This is a genomic window from Streptomyces sp. Je 1-332 (genome assembly GCF_040730185.1).
GTDB lineage: Bacteria > Actinomycetota > Actinomycetes > Streptomycetales > Streptomycetaceae > Streptomyces.
Genome location: NZ_CP160402.1, coordinates 5,738,582 through 5,754,042 on the forward strand (window position 1 = coordinate 5,738,582; position 15,461 = coordinate 5,754,042).

Consider the following 15,461-nt stretch of genomic DNA (forward strand, 5'->3'; position numbering starts at 1 on the left):
GGGAAGGGGCGGGGTTGGGGATCAACCCCTTACCCCACCAGCCGCACGCCCCCATACGAAACCCCCGCCACCACCACCCACGCACACAGCCCAAGCACCGCCACCCGCCCCCCGGTTCGGGTGAGCGAAGGCAGGTCCACAGCAGCCCCCAGCCCGAACAGCGCCGCCGCCAGGAGTAGTTCCTGGGCATGACCCGCGAGGTCGAGGACGGACCCCGGCACCCACCCCGTGCTCCGTACCGCCACCATCCCCAGAAACCCCGCCACGAACAGCGGCAGCACAGGCGGCCGTCGCCTCCCCGCCCCGCGCGCAGCGGTACGCGCCCGCAGGGCGAACGCGACCCCCGCCACCAGCGGCGCAAGCAGCGCCACTCGCATCAGCTTCACCAGGACCGCGTCCCCAAGCGCCCCCGCCCCAGCGGTCTGCGCGGTGGCCACCACCTGGCCCACGTCGTGGACACTGGCGCCCACCCAGCGTCCGAACTCCGCGTCGCTCAGCCCCAACGGCCCCTGCAACAGCGGCAGTACGGCGATGGCGAGCGTCCCGCACAGCGTCACGAGAGCCACCGACACCGCCGCGTCCCGCTCCTCGCTCTCGGACACCTCGCCGACCGCGCCGATCGCTGACGCGCCACAGATCGAGTAGCCGGTGGCGATCAGGAGCGGCTGGTCGCCGGGCAGCCCCAGGCGGCGGCCGAGCCACCACGTCCCGAAGAACGTCGCCGCCACCACCCCGAGCACCATCGCCACCGTTGCCCAGCCGACGCCCAGGACATCGCTCAGGCTCAGCTTCAGGCCGAGCAGCACGATGCCGAGCCGCATCAGCCGCTTCCCGGCGAGGGAGAGCCCGGCCTTGCACCGGCCTCGTACGACAGCGCGCACACCCGGCACATGGGCCGCCGCGAGCCCGAGCACCACCGCCGCCGTCAGCATCGGCACGGCCGGGATCAGGGCGTGCGTCACCCAGGCCACGGTGACACCGAGGGCTGCGAGGCCGAGCCCCGGCAGCGGGCGGGGCCTCGGAGGTGTCACGGCGGCGACGCGTGGCCGCTGTCCGAGCAGGGCCATCAGCGGTCGGCCGGCAGCTCGTACACCCGGCGCACGCTGGTGCCGAGGCGGGAGATGTCCGCGCCGTACACGTGGAGCGAGACCGCCCGCTCCGTACCGCCGTTCCAGACCCGGTGGATGTCGCCGGGCGGCGCGAAACCGCTCACCGTGCCCTGCCGGTTGACCAGGTCCTCGGTGGCGACGAGCCGGGCCGGGGCGTCGCCTGCCGCAGGTATCAGCCGGTAGCGCCGCTCGTGTTCCGCGCCCTCGTGGACGCCGGTGGCGCACCAGGAGACGTGGTCGTGGACCGGCGTGTGCTGGCCCGGCAGCCAGACGATGCCGACCAGGGAGAAGCTGCCGTCGTGTTCGGCGTGCAGCAGGTGCTGGCGGTACCGCTCGGGGTCACCCTCGCGCTGCTCGTCGGTGAGGAGGTCGGCCGCGCCCAGATGCGGCGCGAGCCGCTCGCCGACCAGGTACGCCGTGAGATCCGGCGGAAGGCCCCGGCCGACGGCCTCGCGAAGGTCGCAGACGAGGGCGTGGAGGCGCTCGGTGGTGCGGGCCGCGCGGTACGCGGTGGTGGAGGCACTCATAGAAGCAGCGTCCTGCCGCGCTTCCATCACGTCCAACGACAGTTTCTAAGCCGTTCCCCAACTTCCGCTTATGGATGGCCAGCCCGGGGCGCGCTCGGGTGTGGTTCGCGCGCCTCAGCAGCCCATCCGGTTCGCCGCCACCGCTTTCAGCTCCTCGAGTACCAGCGCCGTCGCGGGAATCCGCAGATGCTCCCGCAGCGCGTACGCCGAGACCTGTCGCCGCGACGCCGGTTCGAGCGCACGTCCCGTCACTTCCCGGTGGCGCAGGAAGTTGAGGACGAGCCCCGGCATCATCGCGATGCCGAGCCCCTCGGCGACCAGGCTCTGGATGACGAGGTTGTCGTCCGTGGTGAAGGCGATGTCGGGCGTGAAGCCCTGCTCGGCGCATTCGTGCAGGAAGTTGGCGCGGCAGCGCAGACAGCCCGCGATCCAGCGCTCGTCGGCCAGGTCGACGAGCTTGACGCGGCGGCGCCGGGCCAGGGGGTGTCCTGATGGCATCAGGACCGTCAACTGGTCCTCCATCAGCGGGATTTCCACCACCTCCTTCGGCACGTCCTCGTGCAGGCCGGGATAGTGGAAGGCCAGGGTGACGTCGCAGTCACCGTCCACCAGCCGCCGGAGCGACTCGGGCGGTTCGTTCTCCTGCAGTTCGACGCGCACGCCGGGATGGTCCGCCGCGAGCCGGGACAGCGCCTCGGGGATGAGGGTGGCGTTGGCGCTGGGGAAGGCGCAGATGCGGACGCGGCCGGTGCGCAGGCCCGTGATCGCGTTCATCTGCTGCCGGGCCGCGTCGATGTTGCCGAGGATGATGCCCGCGTGCCGGGACAGCGCCTCGCCCGCCTCGGTGAGGCGCATCCTGCGGCCGACGCGGGTGAACAGGACTGTGCCCACGGACCGTTCGAGCGCCTTCATCTGCTGGGTGATCGCGGGTTGCGTATAGCCGAGCGAGCGGGCGGCGGCGGAGTACGAGCCGGTCCGGACCACTTCATGGAATGACCTGATGTGCCGGGAATCGAACACGCCTGAATCATAAACATGACCCGGAGAGCGCCGACGGGCCGTCCTCGACCGGCCGGCAGGCCATCCTTGACCGCCCGACAAGCCATCCTTGACCGTGTGAAATCCGACCGGCTGCTCTCGATCCTGCTGCTGCTCCAGACCCGGGGGCAGGTCCCGGCCCATGAACTGGCCGACCGTCTCGAAGTCTCCGTGCGCACCATCTACCGTGACATCGAGGCGCTCTCCGCCTCCGGCGTCCCGGTGTACGCCGAGCGCGGGCGGCACGGTGGCATCGCGCTCCTGCCCGGTTTCCGTACGGACGTCACGGGGCTCACGGCGGACGAGTCGCGGGCGCTGTTCATCCTGGCCTCGCAGGGCGCGCACGCCGCGCTCGGGCTCGACGCGGCGCTCGGCTCCGCGCTGCGCAAGGTCATGGCGGCACTGCCCGCGCCGCACCGGCCTGCCGCCGAGCTGACGAGCCGCCGTGTTCTCGTCGACTCGGCGCGCTGGATGACGGGGCCCCGTGGATCGGATCCGGTCGCCGTCGATCTCGACGTGCTGCAGGACGCGGTCTTCTCGGACCGCCGGCTGCGCCTGCGCTACCGGCACAGCGGTGACGCACAGCCGCGCACCTACACCGTGGACCCCTACGGCCTCGTCTCCAAGGCCGGTGTCTGGTACCTGGTCGCCGACCGGAGTGGCGCCCCGCAGCTCTTCCGGGCCGACCGTGTGCAGGCCCGCGCACCTCACGGACCTGCCCGTCCGGCGCAGGCTCGGCGTCGAACTCGCCGACGCGTGGGGCGTGTTGAAGCGACAGGTCGAGGACCGGCCGGTCGGCGTCGACGTGACGGCGCGGGTCGCGCGCGACCGGTTCGCGCAGTTCCTGCGCCTCAAGGGCCAGTTCCTCAGCGCGCCTCCCGACGACGACGGGGAGAGCGAGTGGATCACTGTCCGTCTCGGGTTCGGCGTCGTCGGCGACGCCCGCACGCTGCTGCCGTTCGCCGCCAGTGTGGAGGTGCTCTCGCCGCCCGAGGTGCGCGCCGAGCTGGCGTACGCCGCCGCCGAGGTCAGCGGTCTGTACGCAGGAACCGGCTGAGTTCGCCGCCGAGTTCGGCGGGCGCGTCCTCCTGGACGAGATGTCCGGCGCCCTCGATCAGACGCAGCTCGGCGCCGGGGATCAGCCCGGCGAGCTCGTGGCCGCGCTCCACCGGGATCCAGGTGTCGTCCGCGCCCCAGCAGATGAGGACGGGCAGCGCCAACTCCCCGTAACGTCCCTGTACTTCGTCGGTGAAGCGCTGGTCGTTCTGCTCGATCTGCCGGTAGAAGGCGGGCCTGCCCTCCTCCGTGCACCAGGGTTCGACCAGGCGGTCGAGCATGGCAGGGTGCAGTCCGCGGTGGCTCGCCGAAGCGACGTACGCGCGCACGAGTGCCTCGTGCAGGGCGGGCGGCAGCTGGTTGAAGACGTCGGCGTTCGCGCCGAGGAGGCGGTAGGCGGGGGAGCCCCAGGGTGCGAGCGCGACGGGGTCGACGAGCGCGAGGCGTTCGTAGCGGGCGCCGTGCAGGAGGTGGGCGCGCAGTGAGACGGCGCCGCCGAAGTCATGGGCCACGACGGCCGGTTCGTCGAGGCCCCAGTGCGCGAGCAGCTCGGCGAGGACGCGGGCCTGCGCGGCCAGGGTCACGTCCTGCCCGGAGCGCATCTCGGACGCGCCGTAGCCCGGCAGGTCCCATACGTACACGCGGTGTTCGCGGGAGAGCGCACGGGCCACGCCCCGCCAGACGTACGAGGAGAAGGGGGTGCCGTGGACCAGGACGACGGGCGGTGCGTCCGCGGGGCCCAGGGCGGTCCAGCGGACGGCGCCGGTCGGTCCCGCGAAGGTCTGGTCGAGCGTCCAGTCGCGATCGGTCGTCATGACCGTAAGGCTAGTAGCTCCTTACGGGGGTGTCGAGGCCGGCGGCAGTCGGCCTCGCCGCGTCCGGGATCACTGCTCGTCCAGCCAGTGGCGTCGCCCGAGCGAGACAAGGCGCAGCCGTCGGCGCGCGCCGGCCGCCACGTGCTGCTCGTCCTCGGGGGCCGCCTCCAGGAGTGCGGACGCGGTCATCACCATGTGGTCGACGTACATCCTGGCCAGCATCAGGAGGTCGTCCTCCTCCCAGCCCGCGGAATCGGGCTCCTGGGCGAACTGGTCCTTCACCTCCTGTGCGAACAGGGTGAGTTGGTCGCCTATCGCGGACCGCACGGCCTGTACCCCGCCGTGCTGCTCGCGCGCGATGAAGCGGACGTGCGCCGGGTGCGTGCGTACATAGGCGACGATCAACTCGACCGTGGCCGCGATGCGTTCCTCGCCGTCGCCGGTCGCCGCGAGGAGTGAGACGAGCGTGGTGTGCAGGCTGCCGAGCGCCTCCTCCACCAGGGCCACGCCGAGGTCGCCCATGTCGCGGAAGTGCCGGTAGAAGGCGGTGGGGGCCACGCCCACGGCACGGGTGACCTCGCGCAGGCCCAGGCTGCTCAGGCTCTGCTCCTCGAGCAGCTGGAGCGCCGCGTCGAGGAGTGCCTGCCGGGTTTTCTGCTTCTGGGCCTGCCGGATGCCGAGAGTGTGACTCATGCCATGCAGTTAACAACTGTTCTCCGGGATTGGAAAGCCGGGGAGGAGGTACTCTGAAGTCAGTGAACAGTTGTTACCACAAGCGTTCACCGAAGTCCCCAACGAGAGGCATCCCATGCTGTTCCTCGTCGCCGCCCTCCTGCTGCTCGGTGTCGCCATGGGCACCGTGGCCCACGCGCCGATCTCCGTCTCGCTGGTCGCCGCGGCCGTCATCGGTGTCTGGCTCGTGGTCTTCACGATCCGCGAGCGGCACTCGCGTCGCCAGCCCTGAGCGCGCTACCGCCGATCCGTGACTGATCCGTACGGCCCCTGAAAGGAGTCGCACCATGGGACTCACCACTACCGCCCCCCGGTCCAAGGCCACCACCCCCTCATCCACCGCCGTCCCCACCGGCCGGCGTGACACCGACGGCATGGCCGTCGCCTCGTTCGTCCTCGGCCTGCTCGGGCTGCTCGTCCTGAACCTCTTCCTCGGCCCCGTCGCGATCGTCCTCGCGAGCATCGCGCTGCTGCGCGGGACCGGCCGAAAGGGCCGCGCCATGCTCGGACTCGGGCTCGGCGTGGCCGATCTCGTCGTCCTCGCCGTGCTGATGTCCATGGACAGCACGGTCTCGTGGGGTCTCGCGGGCTGACACCGCTTGGACGCGGGGCCCCTCGGGGCTCGTAGAATCGTGTCCACCATGGCCTACCTCGACCACGCAGCGACCACTCCGATGCTCCCGGAGGCGATCGCGGCGATGACCGCCCAGCTCGCCGTCACCGGCAACGCCTCCTCACTGCACGCCGCGGGGCGCCGGGCGCGACGCACCGTCGAGGAGGCCCGCGAGACGCTCGCCGAGTCGCTCGGCGCGCGCCCCAGCGAGACCGTCTTCACCGCGGGCGGCACGGAGGCCGACAACCTCGCCGTGAAGGGCCTGTACTGGGCGCGGCGCGATGCCGAGCCCGCGCGGACCCGGGTCCTCGCGAGCCCCGTCGAGCACCACGCCGTCCTCGACGCCGTGCACTGGCTCGGCGAGCACGAAGGCGCCACCGTCGAGTACCTCCCTGTCGACGCGTACGGCCGCGTGCACCCCGAAGCGCTGCGCGAGGCGATCGAGCGCGACCCCGACGACGTCGCACTCGCCACCGTCATGTGGGCCAACAACGAGATCGGCACCGTCCAGCCGATCCGTGAACTGGCCGACGTGGCGGGGGAGTTCGACATCCCGCTGCACGCCGACGCGGTACAGGCCTTCGGGCAGCTGCCCGTCGACTTCGGCGCGTCCGGGCTCGCCGCGATGACCGTCTCCGGGCACAAGATCGGCGGCCCTTACGGCATCGGGGCGTTGCTCCTCGGCCGCGAGTACAGCCCCGTGCCCGTCCTGCACGGCGGCGGGCAGGAGCGTCATGTGCGCTCCGGGACGCTGGACGTGCCCGCGATCGCGGCGTTCGCCGTGGCGGGGAAGCACGCCGCGGGGCAGCGCGAGTGGTTCGCCCGGGAGATCGGCGCCCTGCGGAACGATCTGGTCTCCGCCGTGCGCGCGGCGGTCCCCGCCGCGATCCTCGGGGGAGACCCGGACGACCGGCTGCCCGCGAACGCGCACTTCACCTTCCCCGGCTGCGAGGGGGATTCCCTCCTGCTGCTGCTCGACGCCCAGGGCATCGAGTGCTCCACCGGTTCGGCGTGCACGGCGGGCGTGGCCCAGCCGAGCCACGTCCTGCTCGCCACAGGCACCGACCCCGACCTGGCCCGCGGCACGCTCCGCTTCTCCCTCGGGCACACCTCGACGCGGGCGGACGTGGCCGCGGTGGCCGAGGCCATCGGCCCGGCAGTCGAACGGGCGCGGACGGCGGGACTGAGCTGAGACCGGGGCCATTGCTTGGTCCCGGTTTATGCCGGTAAGTGACGCAGATAACGCCGGACTGCGCTGATCCCGCCCGGTGTTGATGCCGGTTTCGGCCGCTATAGGGCGGACAGGCGCGGGAGCGGGCTGCGAGGCCCACAGTCCGCCGATCTATGCTTGCCGCTCGCGAGTCCGCTCCGCGCGTTCGGGGCTGCACGACACCCCCCTCATCGGGGCTGCACGACAACCCCTCATGGAGTTCACATTGAAGGCGAACCTCCGCTCTCGCATCACCGCGCGGCTCGGACGCATGTACCTCTCCCGGATCCAGAAGAACGGGATCAGTGCGTCGGCGATCTCGCGACTGCCCGAGCCGTTGCTCGCGCCGATGCGCCGCGACGGGCTCGACCCGGTGGCCCGGCTCACCGAGCACCAGGCGGAGCAGCCGATATCCAAGGTGCCGCTGCCGTTCGGCATGGACGCCTGGGTGGTCACCGGCTATGACGAGGTCAAGGCCGTGCTCGGCGCGACGGACGGCTTCAGCAACGACTTCACGAACCTCGCGGGCAACGCCGGCGTGGTCGACGACCACCACCCCGGCGGCCTCGGCTTCAGCGACCCCCCGGTCCACACGCATCTGCGCCGCATCCTCACGCCCGAGTTCACGATGCGCAGGCTGCGCCGCCTCACGCCCCGGATCGAGGCCATCGTCGAGGAGCGGCTCGACGCGATGGAGGCCGCCGACGGGCCCGTCGACCTCGTACAGGCCTTCGCGCTGCCGATCCCCTCGCTGACGATCTGCGAACTGCTCGGCGTCCCGTACGAGGACCGCCACGACTTCCAGCAGCTGGCCATGGAGCGCTTCGATCTCTTCGCCGGCGCGACCGCTCCCTTCGGGGCGATATCCGCCTCGCTCTCCTACTTCCGGGACGTCGTCAAGAAGCAGCGCGAGGAACCGGGCGACGGGCTCCTCGGCATGATCGTGAAGGAGCACGGCGACACGGTCGACGACGAGGAGCTCGCCGGCCTCGCCGACGGCGTCCTCACCGGCGGCTTCGAGACCACCGCGAGCATGGTGGCGCTCGGCTCCCTGCTCCTGCTCCAGCACCCGGAGACCGCCGCGCGGCTGCGGGACGACGACGCCGCGGCCGCCCCCTTCGTGGAGGAGGCGCTGCGCTACCTCACCGTCGTGCAGGTGGCCTTCCCGCGGTTCGCCCGCGCCGACATCGAGATAGCCGGGGTGCGCATACCCAAGGGCGACCTGGTCCTGTGCTCCCTGAGCGGCGGCAACCGCGACGCCGACTACACCCCTGACGGCGGCGGTTTCGACCCGCACCGCAAGGCCTCGGGCCACCTCGCCTTCGGCTGGGGCATCCACCGCTGCATCGGCGCCGAACTGGCCCGCATGGAGCTGCGCGCCGCCTACCCCGCCCTGGTGAGGCGCTTCCCCGAGATGCGGCTCGCGGTCGCCCCCGAGGAGCTCGCCTTCCGCAAACTGTCCATCGTCTACGGGGTGGAGTCGCTGCCGGTGCATCTGCGCTAGGTCAGCTCACTTGAGGGCGGCGCGGGCTTCTCCGACGAGCTTCAGATACCGGTCCCAGTCCCAGTGCGGCCCCGGATCGGTGTGGTCCGTGCCCAGCACCTCCACGTGCCCGATGATGTGCTCCCGGTCCACCGGGATGTCGTACCGCTCACATATGCCTGCCGTCAGCCGCGCCGACGACTCGTACATCGCGTCGGTGAACGAGGACTTCTTGTCGACGAAGCCCTCGTGCTCGATGCCGATGCTCCGTTCGTTGTAGCTCTTGTTCCCCGCGTGGAACGCCACGTCCAGCTCGCGGATCATCTGGGCCACGTGCCCGTCCTTGCGCACCACGTAGTGCGCCGCCGCGCCGTGCGCCGGGTCCTTGAAGACCTTCAGCGCCGTGGCATACCCGCCCTGTACGACGTGGATGACGACCATGTCGATGTCGTAGTCATCGGGGCGGTCCGCGCGGCGCCAGTTGTAGTCGGAGGCGGCCGTCCACTGGGCGCCCTTGGCGTCGACCTCGCCCTCCTTGCGCTTCTTGACGACGCCGGGCATCCGCCACCACAGGCGGCCCAGCTCGTCCGATGCGAGCACGGCCGTGCCGACCGCCGCGGCCGCTCCGCCGATCAGGAGCGTCCGGCGGTTGACGCCCCGGCGCCCCCGCCCCTGCTCCGCCGTCGAGTCCTGTTCTTCCCCCATGTGATCGTCAACGCTTACTCACGGGCGGCTGGTTCCCGCGGGCCCGTACCCTGTTAGAGCTATGACTGAGAACCGGACCCCGCAGCGCCCCCGCCCCCTTCGCGTCCTCGCCGCCATGTCGGGCGGCGTGGACTCCGCCGTCGCCGCCGCGCGCGCCGCCGAAGCAGGGCACGACGTGACCGGAGTGCACCTGGCACTCTCGGCGAACCCGCAGTCGTTCCGCACGGGCGCGCGAGGCTGCTGCACCATCGAGGACTCCCGCGACGCCCGCCGCGCCGCGGACGTCATCGGCATCCCGTTCTACGTCTGGGACCTGGCGGACCGGTTCCGCGAGGACGTGGTCGAGGACTTCATCGCCGAGTACGAGGCGGGGCGCACCCCCAACCCGTGCCTGCGCTGCAACGAGAAGATCAAGTTCGCGGCGCTCCTGGACAAGGCCATCGCGCTCGGCTTCGACGCGGTCGTCACCGGTCACTACGCCACCGTGGTCGTGAACGACGACGGCGTGCGCGAGCTGCACCGCGCCTCCGACATGGCCAAGGACCAGAGCTACGTCCTCGGGGTCCTGGACGACCGCCAGCTCGCCCACGCCATGTTCCCCCTCGGTGACACGCTCACCACCAAGGAGGAGATCCGCGCGGAGGCCGAGGAGCGCGGCCTGGCCGTGGCGAAGAAGCCCGACAGCCACGACATCTGCTTCATCGCCGACGGCGACACCCAGGGTTTCCTCGCGGACCGCATCGGCAAGGCGGAGGGCGACATCGTCGACGCCGACGGCAACAAGCTCGGCACCCACGAGGGGGCGTTCGGCTACACCATCGGCCAGCGCAAGGGCCTGCGGATCGGCACCCCGGCCCCCGACGGCAAGCCGCGCTACGTCCTGGACATCTCCCCGGTGAACAACACCGTGACGGTCGGCCCGGCGGCCGCCCTCGACGTCTCGGGCCTGACGGCGATCAAGCCCCGCTGGTGCGGCGCGGCCCCCTCCGGGCCCGGCACGTACACGGCGCAGCTGCGGGCGCACGGCGGCGAGACGGAGGTAACGGCCGAACTCGTGGACGGCACCCTGAACGTCACCTTCGACGAGCCCGTACGCGGTGTGGCCCCCGGCCAGGCGATCGTCCTCTACGACGGCACACGCGTGGTCGGCTCGGCGACGATCGCGACGACGGAGAGGGCCACGGCCGCGGTCTAGGTCCTTCGGACGTGCCTCACACTGCTTCTACTTCGTAGAAGCAGAAGTGGTCCTTGATCTCGGCCACGGCCTCCTTCGGCTCCGGGTAGCCCCACACCGCGTCCTTCGCGTCCGGCAGCGACCAGTAGGAGGCCGTTCCCTTGAACGGGCAGTACGTCGTCGTGTCCGAGGGCGTCAGGAGGCTGGTGCGTACGTCCTGTGGGGGGAGGTAGTAGCGCACCGGGTAGCCCGTCTCGCGCAGCAGCAGCGGGCGGCTGCTTTCGGCCACCACCTGGCCCTCGTGCACCACCCGTACGGTGTCGGTGCCCTGCTCGACGGTGATCTTGTGTCCTGCGGTCACAGGGGTCTCCTTCTGTGGACGGCCGCGTCCCACCCAGTCTGTGCCGGATCGTACGGTGATGCCATGAACATCTGTGTCTTCCTCTCCGCGGCCGACCTCCCCGAGCGCTACACCCGCCCCGCGCGCGAGTTCGCCGAGCTGCTCGGCAAGGGCGGCCACACCCTGGTGTGGGGCGGTTCGGAGAGCGGCCTGATGAAGGTCGTCGCCGACGGCGTGCACGAGGCGGGCGGCGGCCTCCTCGGCGTCTCGGTGGACTTCCTCGCCGCCAAGGCGCGGGCCGTCACCGCGCCCGACGAGATGGTGATCGCGCGCGACCTGGCCGAGCGCAAGGCGCTGCTCCTGGAGAAGTCCGACGCGATCGTGATCATGGTCGGCGGCACGGGCACGCTGGACGAGGCCACCGAGATCCTCGAGCTGAAGAAGCACGGCAAGCACACCAAGCCGGTGGTCCTGCTCAACTCGGCGGGCTTCTACGACGGCTTGAAGGAGCAGTTCAAGCGCATGGAGGACGAGGGCTTCCTGCCCGTGCCGCTGACCGGCCTCGTCTTCTTCGCCGAGGAGCCCGTGGGCGCCCTCGCCTACCTGGAGGAGAGCATGGGCACGCGCTGATCCGCCTGCGCCGGGGTGCGACGATGGGCGCATGGCAACACATGTGATCACCGGAGCCGGCTCCGGCATCGGCGCGGCCGTCGCCCGCCGTCTCCACGCACGAGGCGACGCCCTCGTCCTGCACGCACGGGACGCGGGACGGGCCAAGGAACTCGCGGCGCAGTTCCCCGGGTCCAAGACGCTCGTGGGCGACCTCTCCGACCCCGACAAGCTCTCCTGGGCGTTCGGCCACCAGTCGCTGCCCGACCGGGTGGACTCCCTGCTCCACATCGCGGGCGTGGTCGACCTGGGCCGGGTCGGCGACCTCACCCCCAAGTCCTGGCGCCACCAGCTCAACGTCAACCTCATCGCCCCCGCCGAGCTGACCCGGCACTTCCTGCCCCAACTCCGCGCCGCCCAGGGCCACGTGGTCTTCGTCAACTCGGGCGCGGGCCTCAGCGCCCACGCCGACTGGTCCGCCTACGCCGCCTCCAAGCACGGCCTGAAGGCGCTCGCGGACTCCCTGCGCGCCGAGGAGCACGCGGAGGGCGTCCGCGTCACCTCCGTCTACCCCGGCCGCACGGCGAGCGCCATGCAGGCCAAGGTCCACCAGCAGGAGGGCAAGGAGTACGACCCCTCCCGCTTCATCGACCCGGAGTCGGTCGCCACGACGATCCTGATGGCCATCGACCTGCCGCGCGACGCGGAGGTCAACGACCTGACGGTGCGGCCCGGACAGTGAACGCGTTCATGTGGGGCCCGGCCACCGGCATCGGGTCCATGCCGGGCGGCGACGCCCGCGAGGCCGCGAAGACCGTCACCGGCAGCTTCGAGGACTTCCCGTATCTGGCCGAGCTGCCCGCGCGAGGCCCCGGCGCCGACATGATCGGACGGACCGCCGGAATGCTGGTCGAGCTCTACGCGCGCGTGGAGCCCAGCGGCTGGCGGATCGGCGACCGGCCGGGGCGCGACACGCGCCGCGCCAAGGCGTGGCTCGGCGAGGACCTCGACGCCCTGGAGGAGTTCACCCAGGGGTACGAGGGGCCGGTCAAGGTGCAGGCCGTCGGGCCGTGGACCCTGGCCGCCGCCCTGGAGCTGAGGAACGGCGAGGCGGCGCTCTCCGACCCGGGCGCCTGCCGTGACCTGGCCGGATCGCTCGCCGAAGGCCTGCGCGCCCATCTCGCGGACGTACGCCGCCGGATCCCCGGCGCCCAGATCGTGCTCCAGCTCGACGAGCCCTCGCTCATCGCCGTGCTGCGCGGACACATCAAGACCGCGAGCGAATACCGCACCCACCGCGCCGTGGACCGGCAGCTCGTGGAGAGCACCCTGCGGGAGGTCCTCGCCGTGCACGACGGGCCTTCCGTCGTGCACTCCTGCGCGCCGGACGTGCCGTTCGCGCTCCTGCGCCGGGCCGGCGCCGACGCGATCGCGTTCGACTTCTCGCTGCTCACCGAGCGTGACGACGAGGCGATCGGTGAGGCCGTCGAGGGCGGCACCAAGCTCTTCGCCGGTGTCGTGGCGGGCGTGGAAGGCCCATTGTCAGACCCTGCCGGTAGCGTCATGGGTGTCAGGACGCTGTGGCGCAGGCTGGGGCTGAATCCGGGGTCTCTCGCGGAGTCGGTCGTGGTCACTCCGTCGTGCGGGCTCGCGGGAGCTTCTCCCGCGTACGCACGCGCGGTGCTCGCCCACTGCGCCAGGGCGGCGAGATCACTCGCGGACAACCCTGAGTAATTGGGTATGACGTAACGGGAGGACGAAACGGTGGCTGTCGAACAGCAAGGCTCTGTGCCCGCCGAGGCACGGGATCAGCACGCCCAGCTGGCCGAACAGATCGAGGAGCACCGCTTCCGGTACTACGTGAACGACCAACCGGTCGTCAGCGACGCCGAGTTCGACAAGCTCCTTCGCTCGCTGGAGGCCCTGGAGGAGGAGTACTCCGAGCTGCGCACGCCCGATTCGCCGACCCAGAAGGTCTCCGGGGCGTACGAGACGGAGTTCACCTCGGTCCAGCACCGCGAGCGGATGCTCTCCCTGGACAACGCCTTCGACGACGAGGAGCTGGCCGCCTGGGCCGACCGCGTCGGCAAGGAGGTCGGCACAGGCGACCACCACTTCCTGTGCGAGCTGAAGGTCGACGGCCTCGCCGTGAACCTCACGTACGAGGACGGCAAGCTCACGCGCGCGGCCACGCGTGGCGACGGCCGCACCGGCGAGGACATCACACCGAACGTCCGCACCATCGCGGACATCCCGGTCCGCCTCAAGGGCGACAAGATCCCCGCCCTCGTCGAGATCCGCGGCGAGGTCTTCTTCCCCATGGAGAAGTTCGAGGAGCTGAACGCCCGTCTGGTGGAGGCCGGCGACAAGCCCTTCGCCAACCCGCGCAACGCGGCGGCGGGTTCACTGCGCCAGAAGGACCCCCGCGTCACCGCCACCCGACCGCTGCACATGGTGGTGCACGGCATCGGAGCCCGCGAGGGCTTCGACATCGACTGCCTCAGCCACGCCTATGAGCTGCTTCACGCGTGGGGCCTGCCCACCGCCCAGCACAACAAGGTGGTCCAAGGCCTCGACGGCGTACGGGACTTCATCACGTACTTCGGAGACAACCGCCACTCCGTGGAACACGAGATCGACGGCGTCGTCGTGAAGCTGGACGAGATCCCGCTCCAGGGCCGCCTCGGCTCGACCTCGCGCGCCCCTCGCTGGGCGATCGCCTGGAAGTACGCCCCCGAGGAGGTCAACACCAAGCTGGTGAACATCCGCGTGGGCGTCGGCCGCACCGGCCGCGTCACGCCGTACGCCCAGGTGGAGCCCGTCACGGTCGCGGGTTCCGAGGTCGAGTTCGCGACCCTGCACAACCAGGACGTGGTGAAGAAGAAGGGCGTCTTCATCGGGGACACGGTCGTCCTGCGCAAGGCGGGCGACGTCATTCCCGAGATCCTCGGCCCCGTCGTCGACCTGCGCGACGGCACCGAGCGGGAGTTCGTGATGCCCGCCGAGTGCCCCGAGTGCGGAACGGCGCTGCGGCCGATGAAGGAGGCCGACATCGACCTCCGCTGCCCCAACGCCCAGTCGTGCCCCGCCCAGTTGCGCGAGCGCCTCTTCTATCTGGCGGGCCGCAAGAGCCTGGACATCGAGAACTTCGGGTATGTGGCGGCAGCCGCCCTCACCAAGCCCCTCGAACCGTCCGAGCCGCCGGTCCTCGACGAGGGCGACATCTTCGACCTCACCATCGAGCGCCTCCTGCCGATCAAGGCGTACGTACTGGATCAGGACAGCGGTCTGCCCAAGCGGGACCCGAAGACGGGCGAGGAGAAGATCGCCACGGTCTTCGCCAACCAGCAGGGCGAGGCCAGGAAGAACGCCCTGTCCATGCTGGAGAACATCGCGGCGGCCAAGGAGCGCCCCCTCGCGCGCGTCATCACGGGCCTGTCCATCCGGCATGTGGGCCCGGTCGCCGCGGAGGCGCTGGCCCGCGAGTTCCGGTCCATCGAGCGGATCGAGCAGGCCACGGAGGAGGAACTCGCCGCCGTCGAGGGCGTCGGGCCGACCATCGCCGCATCCCTGAAGCAGTGGTTCGAGGAGGAGTGGCACCGGGAGATCCTGCGCAAGTGGCGCGAGGCGGGGGTCCGCATGGAGGAAGAGGGCGGAGGAGAGGACGAGGGGCCGCGGCCCCTCGAAGGCCTGACCGTCGTCGTGACCGGAACGCTTGAGCACCACACACGGGATGGCGCAAAAGATGCGTTGCAGAGCCGGGGCGCGAAGGTGACCGGTTCCGTTTCGAAGAAGACAGCTTTCGTGGTTGTGGGTGACAATCCCGGCTCGAAGTACGACAAGGCGATGCAGTTGAAGGTTCCGGTTCTCAACGAGGAAGGCTTCGCCGTCCTGCTGGAACAGGGACCGGACGCGGCAGCGGAAGTCGCGCTTCCGACCGAGGAGTAGCGGTTGAAGGCCACCCGTTCAGCGCATACCAGATGCATACGGGTGGCCGGGTCGCATTCGGGCAACCGTTGTGGACCGCTGCCCGTAGAAGCCTTCTGCGGC

The 15,461-nt window shown here is 70.9% G+C and carries 16 protein-coding genes and 1 pseudogene; 10 read left to right on the forward strand and 7 right to left on the reverse strand.

The window, feature by feature from the left end; genetic code table 11:
* Positions 1-29: 29 nt before the first annotated feature.
* The 3 genes from ABXJ52_RS26085 to ABXJ52_RS26095 all read right to left on the reverse strand — a co-directional run bounded on the left by ABXJ52_RS26085 (position 30) and on the right by ABXJ52_RS26095 (position 2,656).
* On the reverse strand, positions 30-1,067 hold the full coding sequence (locus ABXJ52_RS26085; protein ID WP_367045098.1) for a putative sulfate exporter family transporter: 1,038 nt from the start codon (positions 1,065-1,067) through the stop codon (positions 30-32).
* Positions 1,067-1,636, reverse strand: coding sequence for a cysteine dioxygenase family protein (locus ABXJ52_RS26090; protein ID WP_367045099.1), 570 nt, complete (start codon positions 1,634-1,636; stop codon positions 1,067-1,069). The genes ABXJ52_RS26085 and ABXJ52_RS26090 overlap by 1 nt, the downstream gene beginning before the upstream one ends.
* Positions 1,637-1,750: 114 nt before the next feature.
* Positions 1,751-2,656, reverse strand: a complete 906-nt coding sequence (locus ABXJ52_RS26095; protein ID WP_367045100.1) for a LysR family transcriptional regulator — start codon at positions 2,654-2,656, stop codon at positions 1,751-1,753.
* Positions 2,657-2,752: 96 nt separating this feature from the next.
* Here ABXJ52_RS26095 and ABXJ52_RS26100 point away from each other — a divergent pair.
* A pseudogene (locus ABXJ52_RS26100) lies at positions 2,753-3,731 on the forward strand (YafY family protein).
* Here ABXJ52_RS26100 and ABXJ52_RS26105 read toward each other — a convergent pair.
* Together ABXJ52_RS26105 and ABXJ52_RS26110 are read right to left on the reverse strand one after the other, a co-directional pair.
* On the reverse strand, positions 3,703-4,545 hold the full coding sequence (locus ABXJ52_RS26105; RefSeq protein ID WP_367045101.1) for an alpha/beta fold hydrolase: 843 nt from the start codon (positions 4,543-4,545) through the stop codon (positions 3,703-3,705). The pseudogene ABXJ52_RS26100 and the gene ABXJ52_RS26105 overlap by 29 nt on opposite strands.
* A 69-nt stretch (positions 4,546-4,614) precedes the next feature.
* Positions 4,615-5,238, reverse strand: a complete 624-nt coding sequence (locus ABXJ52_RS26110; RefSeq protein WP_367045102.1) for a TetR family transcriptional regulator — start codon at positions 5,236-5,238, stop codon at positions 4,615-4,617.
* 115 nt (positions 5,239-5,353) lie between these two features.
* Between ABXJ52_RS26110 and ABXJ52_RS26115 the strand changes: the two genes are divergently transcribed.
* The 4 genes from ABXJ52_RS26115 (at position 5,354) to ABXJ52_RS26130 (ending at position 8,604) form a co-directional block, all read left to right on the forward strand.
* On the forward strand, positions 5,354-5,509 hold the full coding sequence (locus ABXJ52_RS26115; protein WP_367045103.1) for a hypothetical protein: 156 nt from the start codon (positions 5,354-5,356) through the stop codon (positions 5,507-5,509).
* A gap of 55 nt (positions 5,510-5,564) precedes the next feature.
* A complete protein-coding gene (locus ABXJ52_RS26120; RefSeq protein ID WP_367045104.1) occupies positions 5,565-5,870 on the forward strand; it encodes a DUF4190 domain-containing protein in 306 nt (101 codons plus the stop codon).
* A gap of 48 nt (positions 5,871-5,918) precedes the next feature.
* Complete coding sequence (locus tag ABXJ52_RS26125; RefSeq protein WP_367045105.1) at positions 5,919-7,082, forward strand: cysteine desulfurase family protein; 1,164 nt, start codon at positions 5,919-5,921, stop codon at positions 7,080-7,082.
* A gap of 232 nt (positions 7,083-7,314) precedes the next feature.
* Complete coding sequence (locus ABXJ52_RS26130; protein ID WP_367045106.1) at positions 7,315-8,604, forward strand: cytochrome P450; 1,290 nt, start codon at positions 7,315-7,317, stop codon at positions 8,602-8,604.
* Positions 8,605-8,610: 6 nt separating this feature from the next.
* On the opposite strand, the gene ABXJ52_RS26135 is transcribed toward ABXJ52_RS26130, so the two are convergent.
* The gene (locus ABXJ52_RS26135; protein ID WP_367045107.1) at positions 8,611-9,288 is read right to left on the reverse strand and encodes an N-acetylmuramoyl-L-alanine amidase; all 678 of its coding nucleotides are present in this window, start codon (positions 9,286-9,288) and stop codon (positions 8,611-8,613) included.
* 61 nt (positions 9,289-9,349) lie between these two features.
* Between ABXJ52_RS26135 and mnmA the strand changes: the two genes are divergently transcribed.
* Positions 9,350-10,483: a tRNA 2-thiouridine(34) synthase MnmA gene (gene mnmA, locus ABXJ52_RS26140; RefSeq protein WP_367045108.1), complete on the forward strand. Its 1,134-nt coding sequence runs from the start codon at positions 9,350-9,352 to the stop codon at positions 10,481-10,483.
* 16 nt (positions 10,484-10,499) lie between these two features.
* On the opposite strand, the gene ABXJ52_RS26145 is transcribed toward mnmA, so the two are convergent.
* On the reverse strand, positions 10,500-10,823 hold the full coding sequence (locus ABXJ52_RS26145) for a DUF427 domain-containing protein (protein WP_367045109.1): 324 nt from the start codon (positions 10,821-10,823) through the stop codon (positions 10,500-10,502).
* Between the two features lie 63 nt (positions 10,824-10,886).
* On the opposite strand from ABXJ52_RS26145, the gene ABXJ52_RS26150 reads away from it, so the two are divergent.
* The 4 genes from ABXJ52_RS26150 to ligA are packed head-to-tail and all read left to right on the forward strand — an operon-like array spanning position 10,887 to position 15,359.
* Positions 10,887-11,432: a TIGR00730 family Rossman fold protein gene (locus ABXJ52_RS26150; protein WP_367045110.1), complete on the forward strand. Its 546-nt coding sequence runs from the start codon at positions 10,887-10,889 to the stop codon at positions 11,430-11,432.
* A gap of 31 nt (positions 11,433-11,463) precedes the next feature.
* Complete coding sequence (locus tag ABXJ52_RS26155) at positions 11,464-12,153, forward strand: SDR family oxidoreductase (protein WP_367045111.1); 690 nt, start codon at positions 11,464-11,466, stop codon at positions 12,151-12,153.
* Positions 12,154-12,161: 8 nt separating this feature from the next.
* The gene (locus ABXJ52_RS26160; protein WP_367049282.1) at positions 12,162-13,145 is read left to right on the forward strand and encodes a methionine synthase; all 984 of its coding nucleotides are present in this window, start codon (positions 12,162-12,164) and stop codon (positions 13,143-13,145) included.
* Between the two features lie 30 nt (positions 13,146-13,175).
* On the forward strand, positions 13,176-15,359 hold the full coding sequence (gene ligA / locus ABXJ52_RS26165; protein WP_367045112.1) for an NAD-dependent DNA ligase LigA: 2,184 nt from the start codon (positions 13,176-13,178) through the stop codon (positions 15,357-15,359).
* The last annotated feature ends 102 nt before the right edge of the window (positions 15,360-15,461 follow it).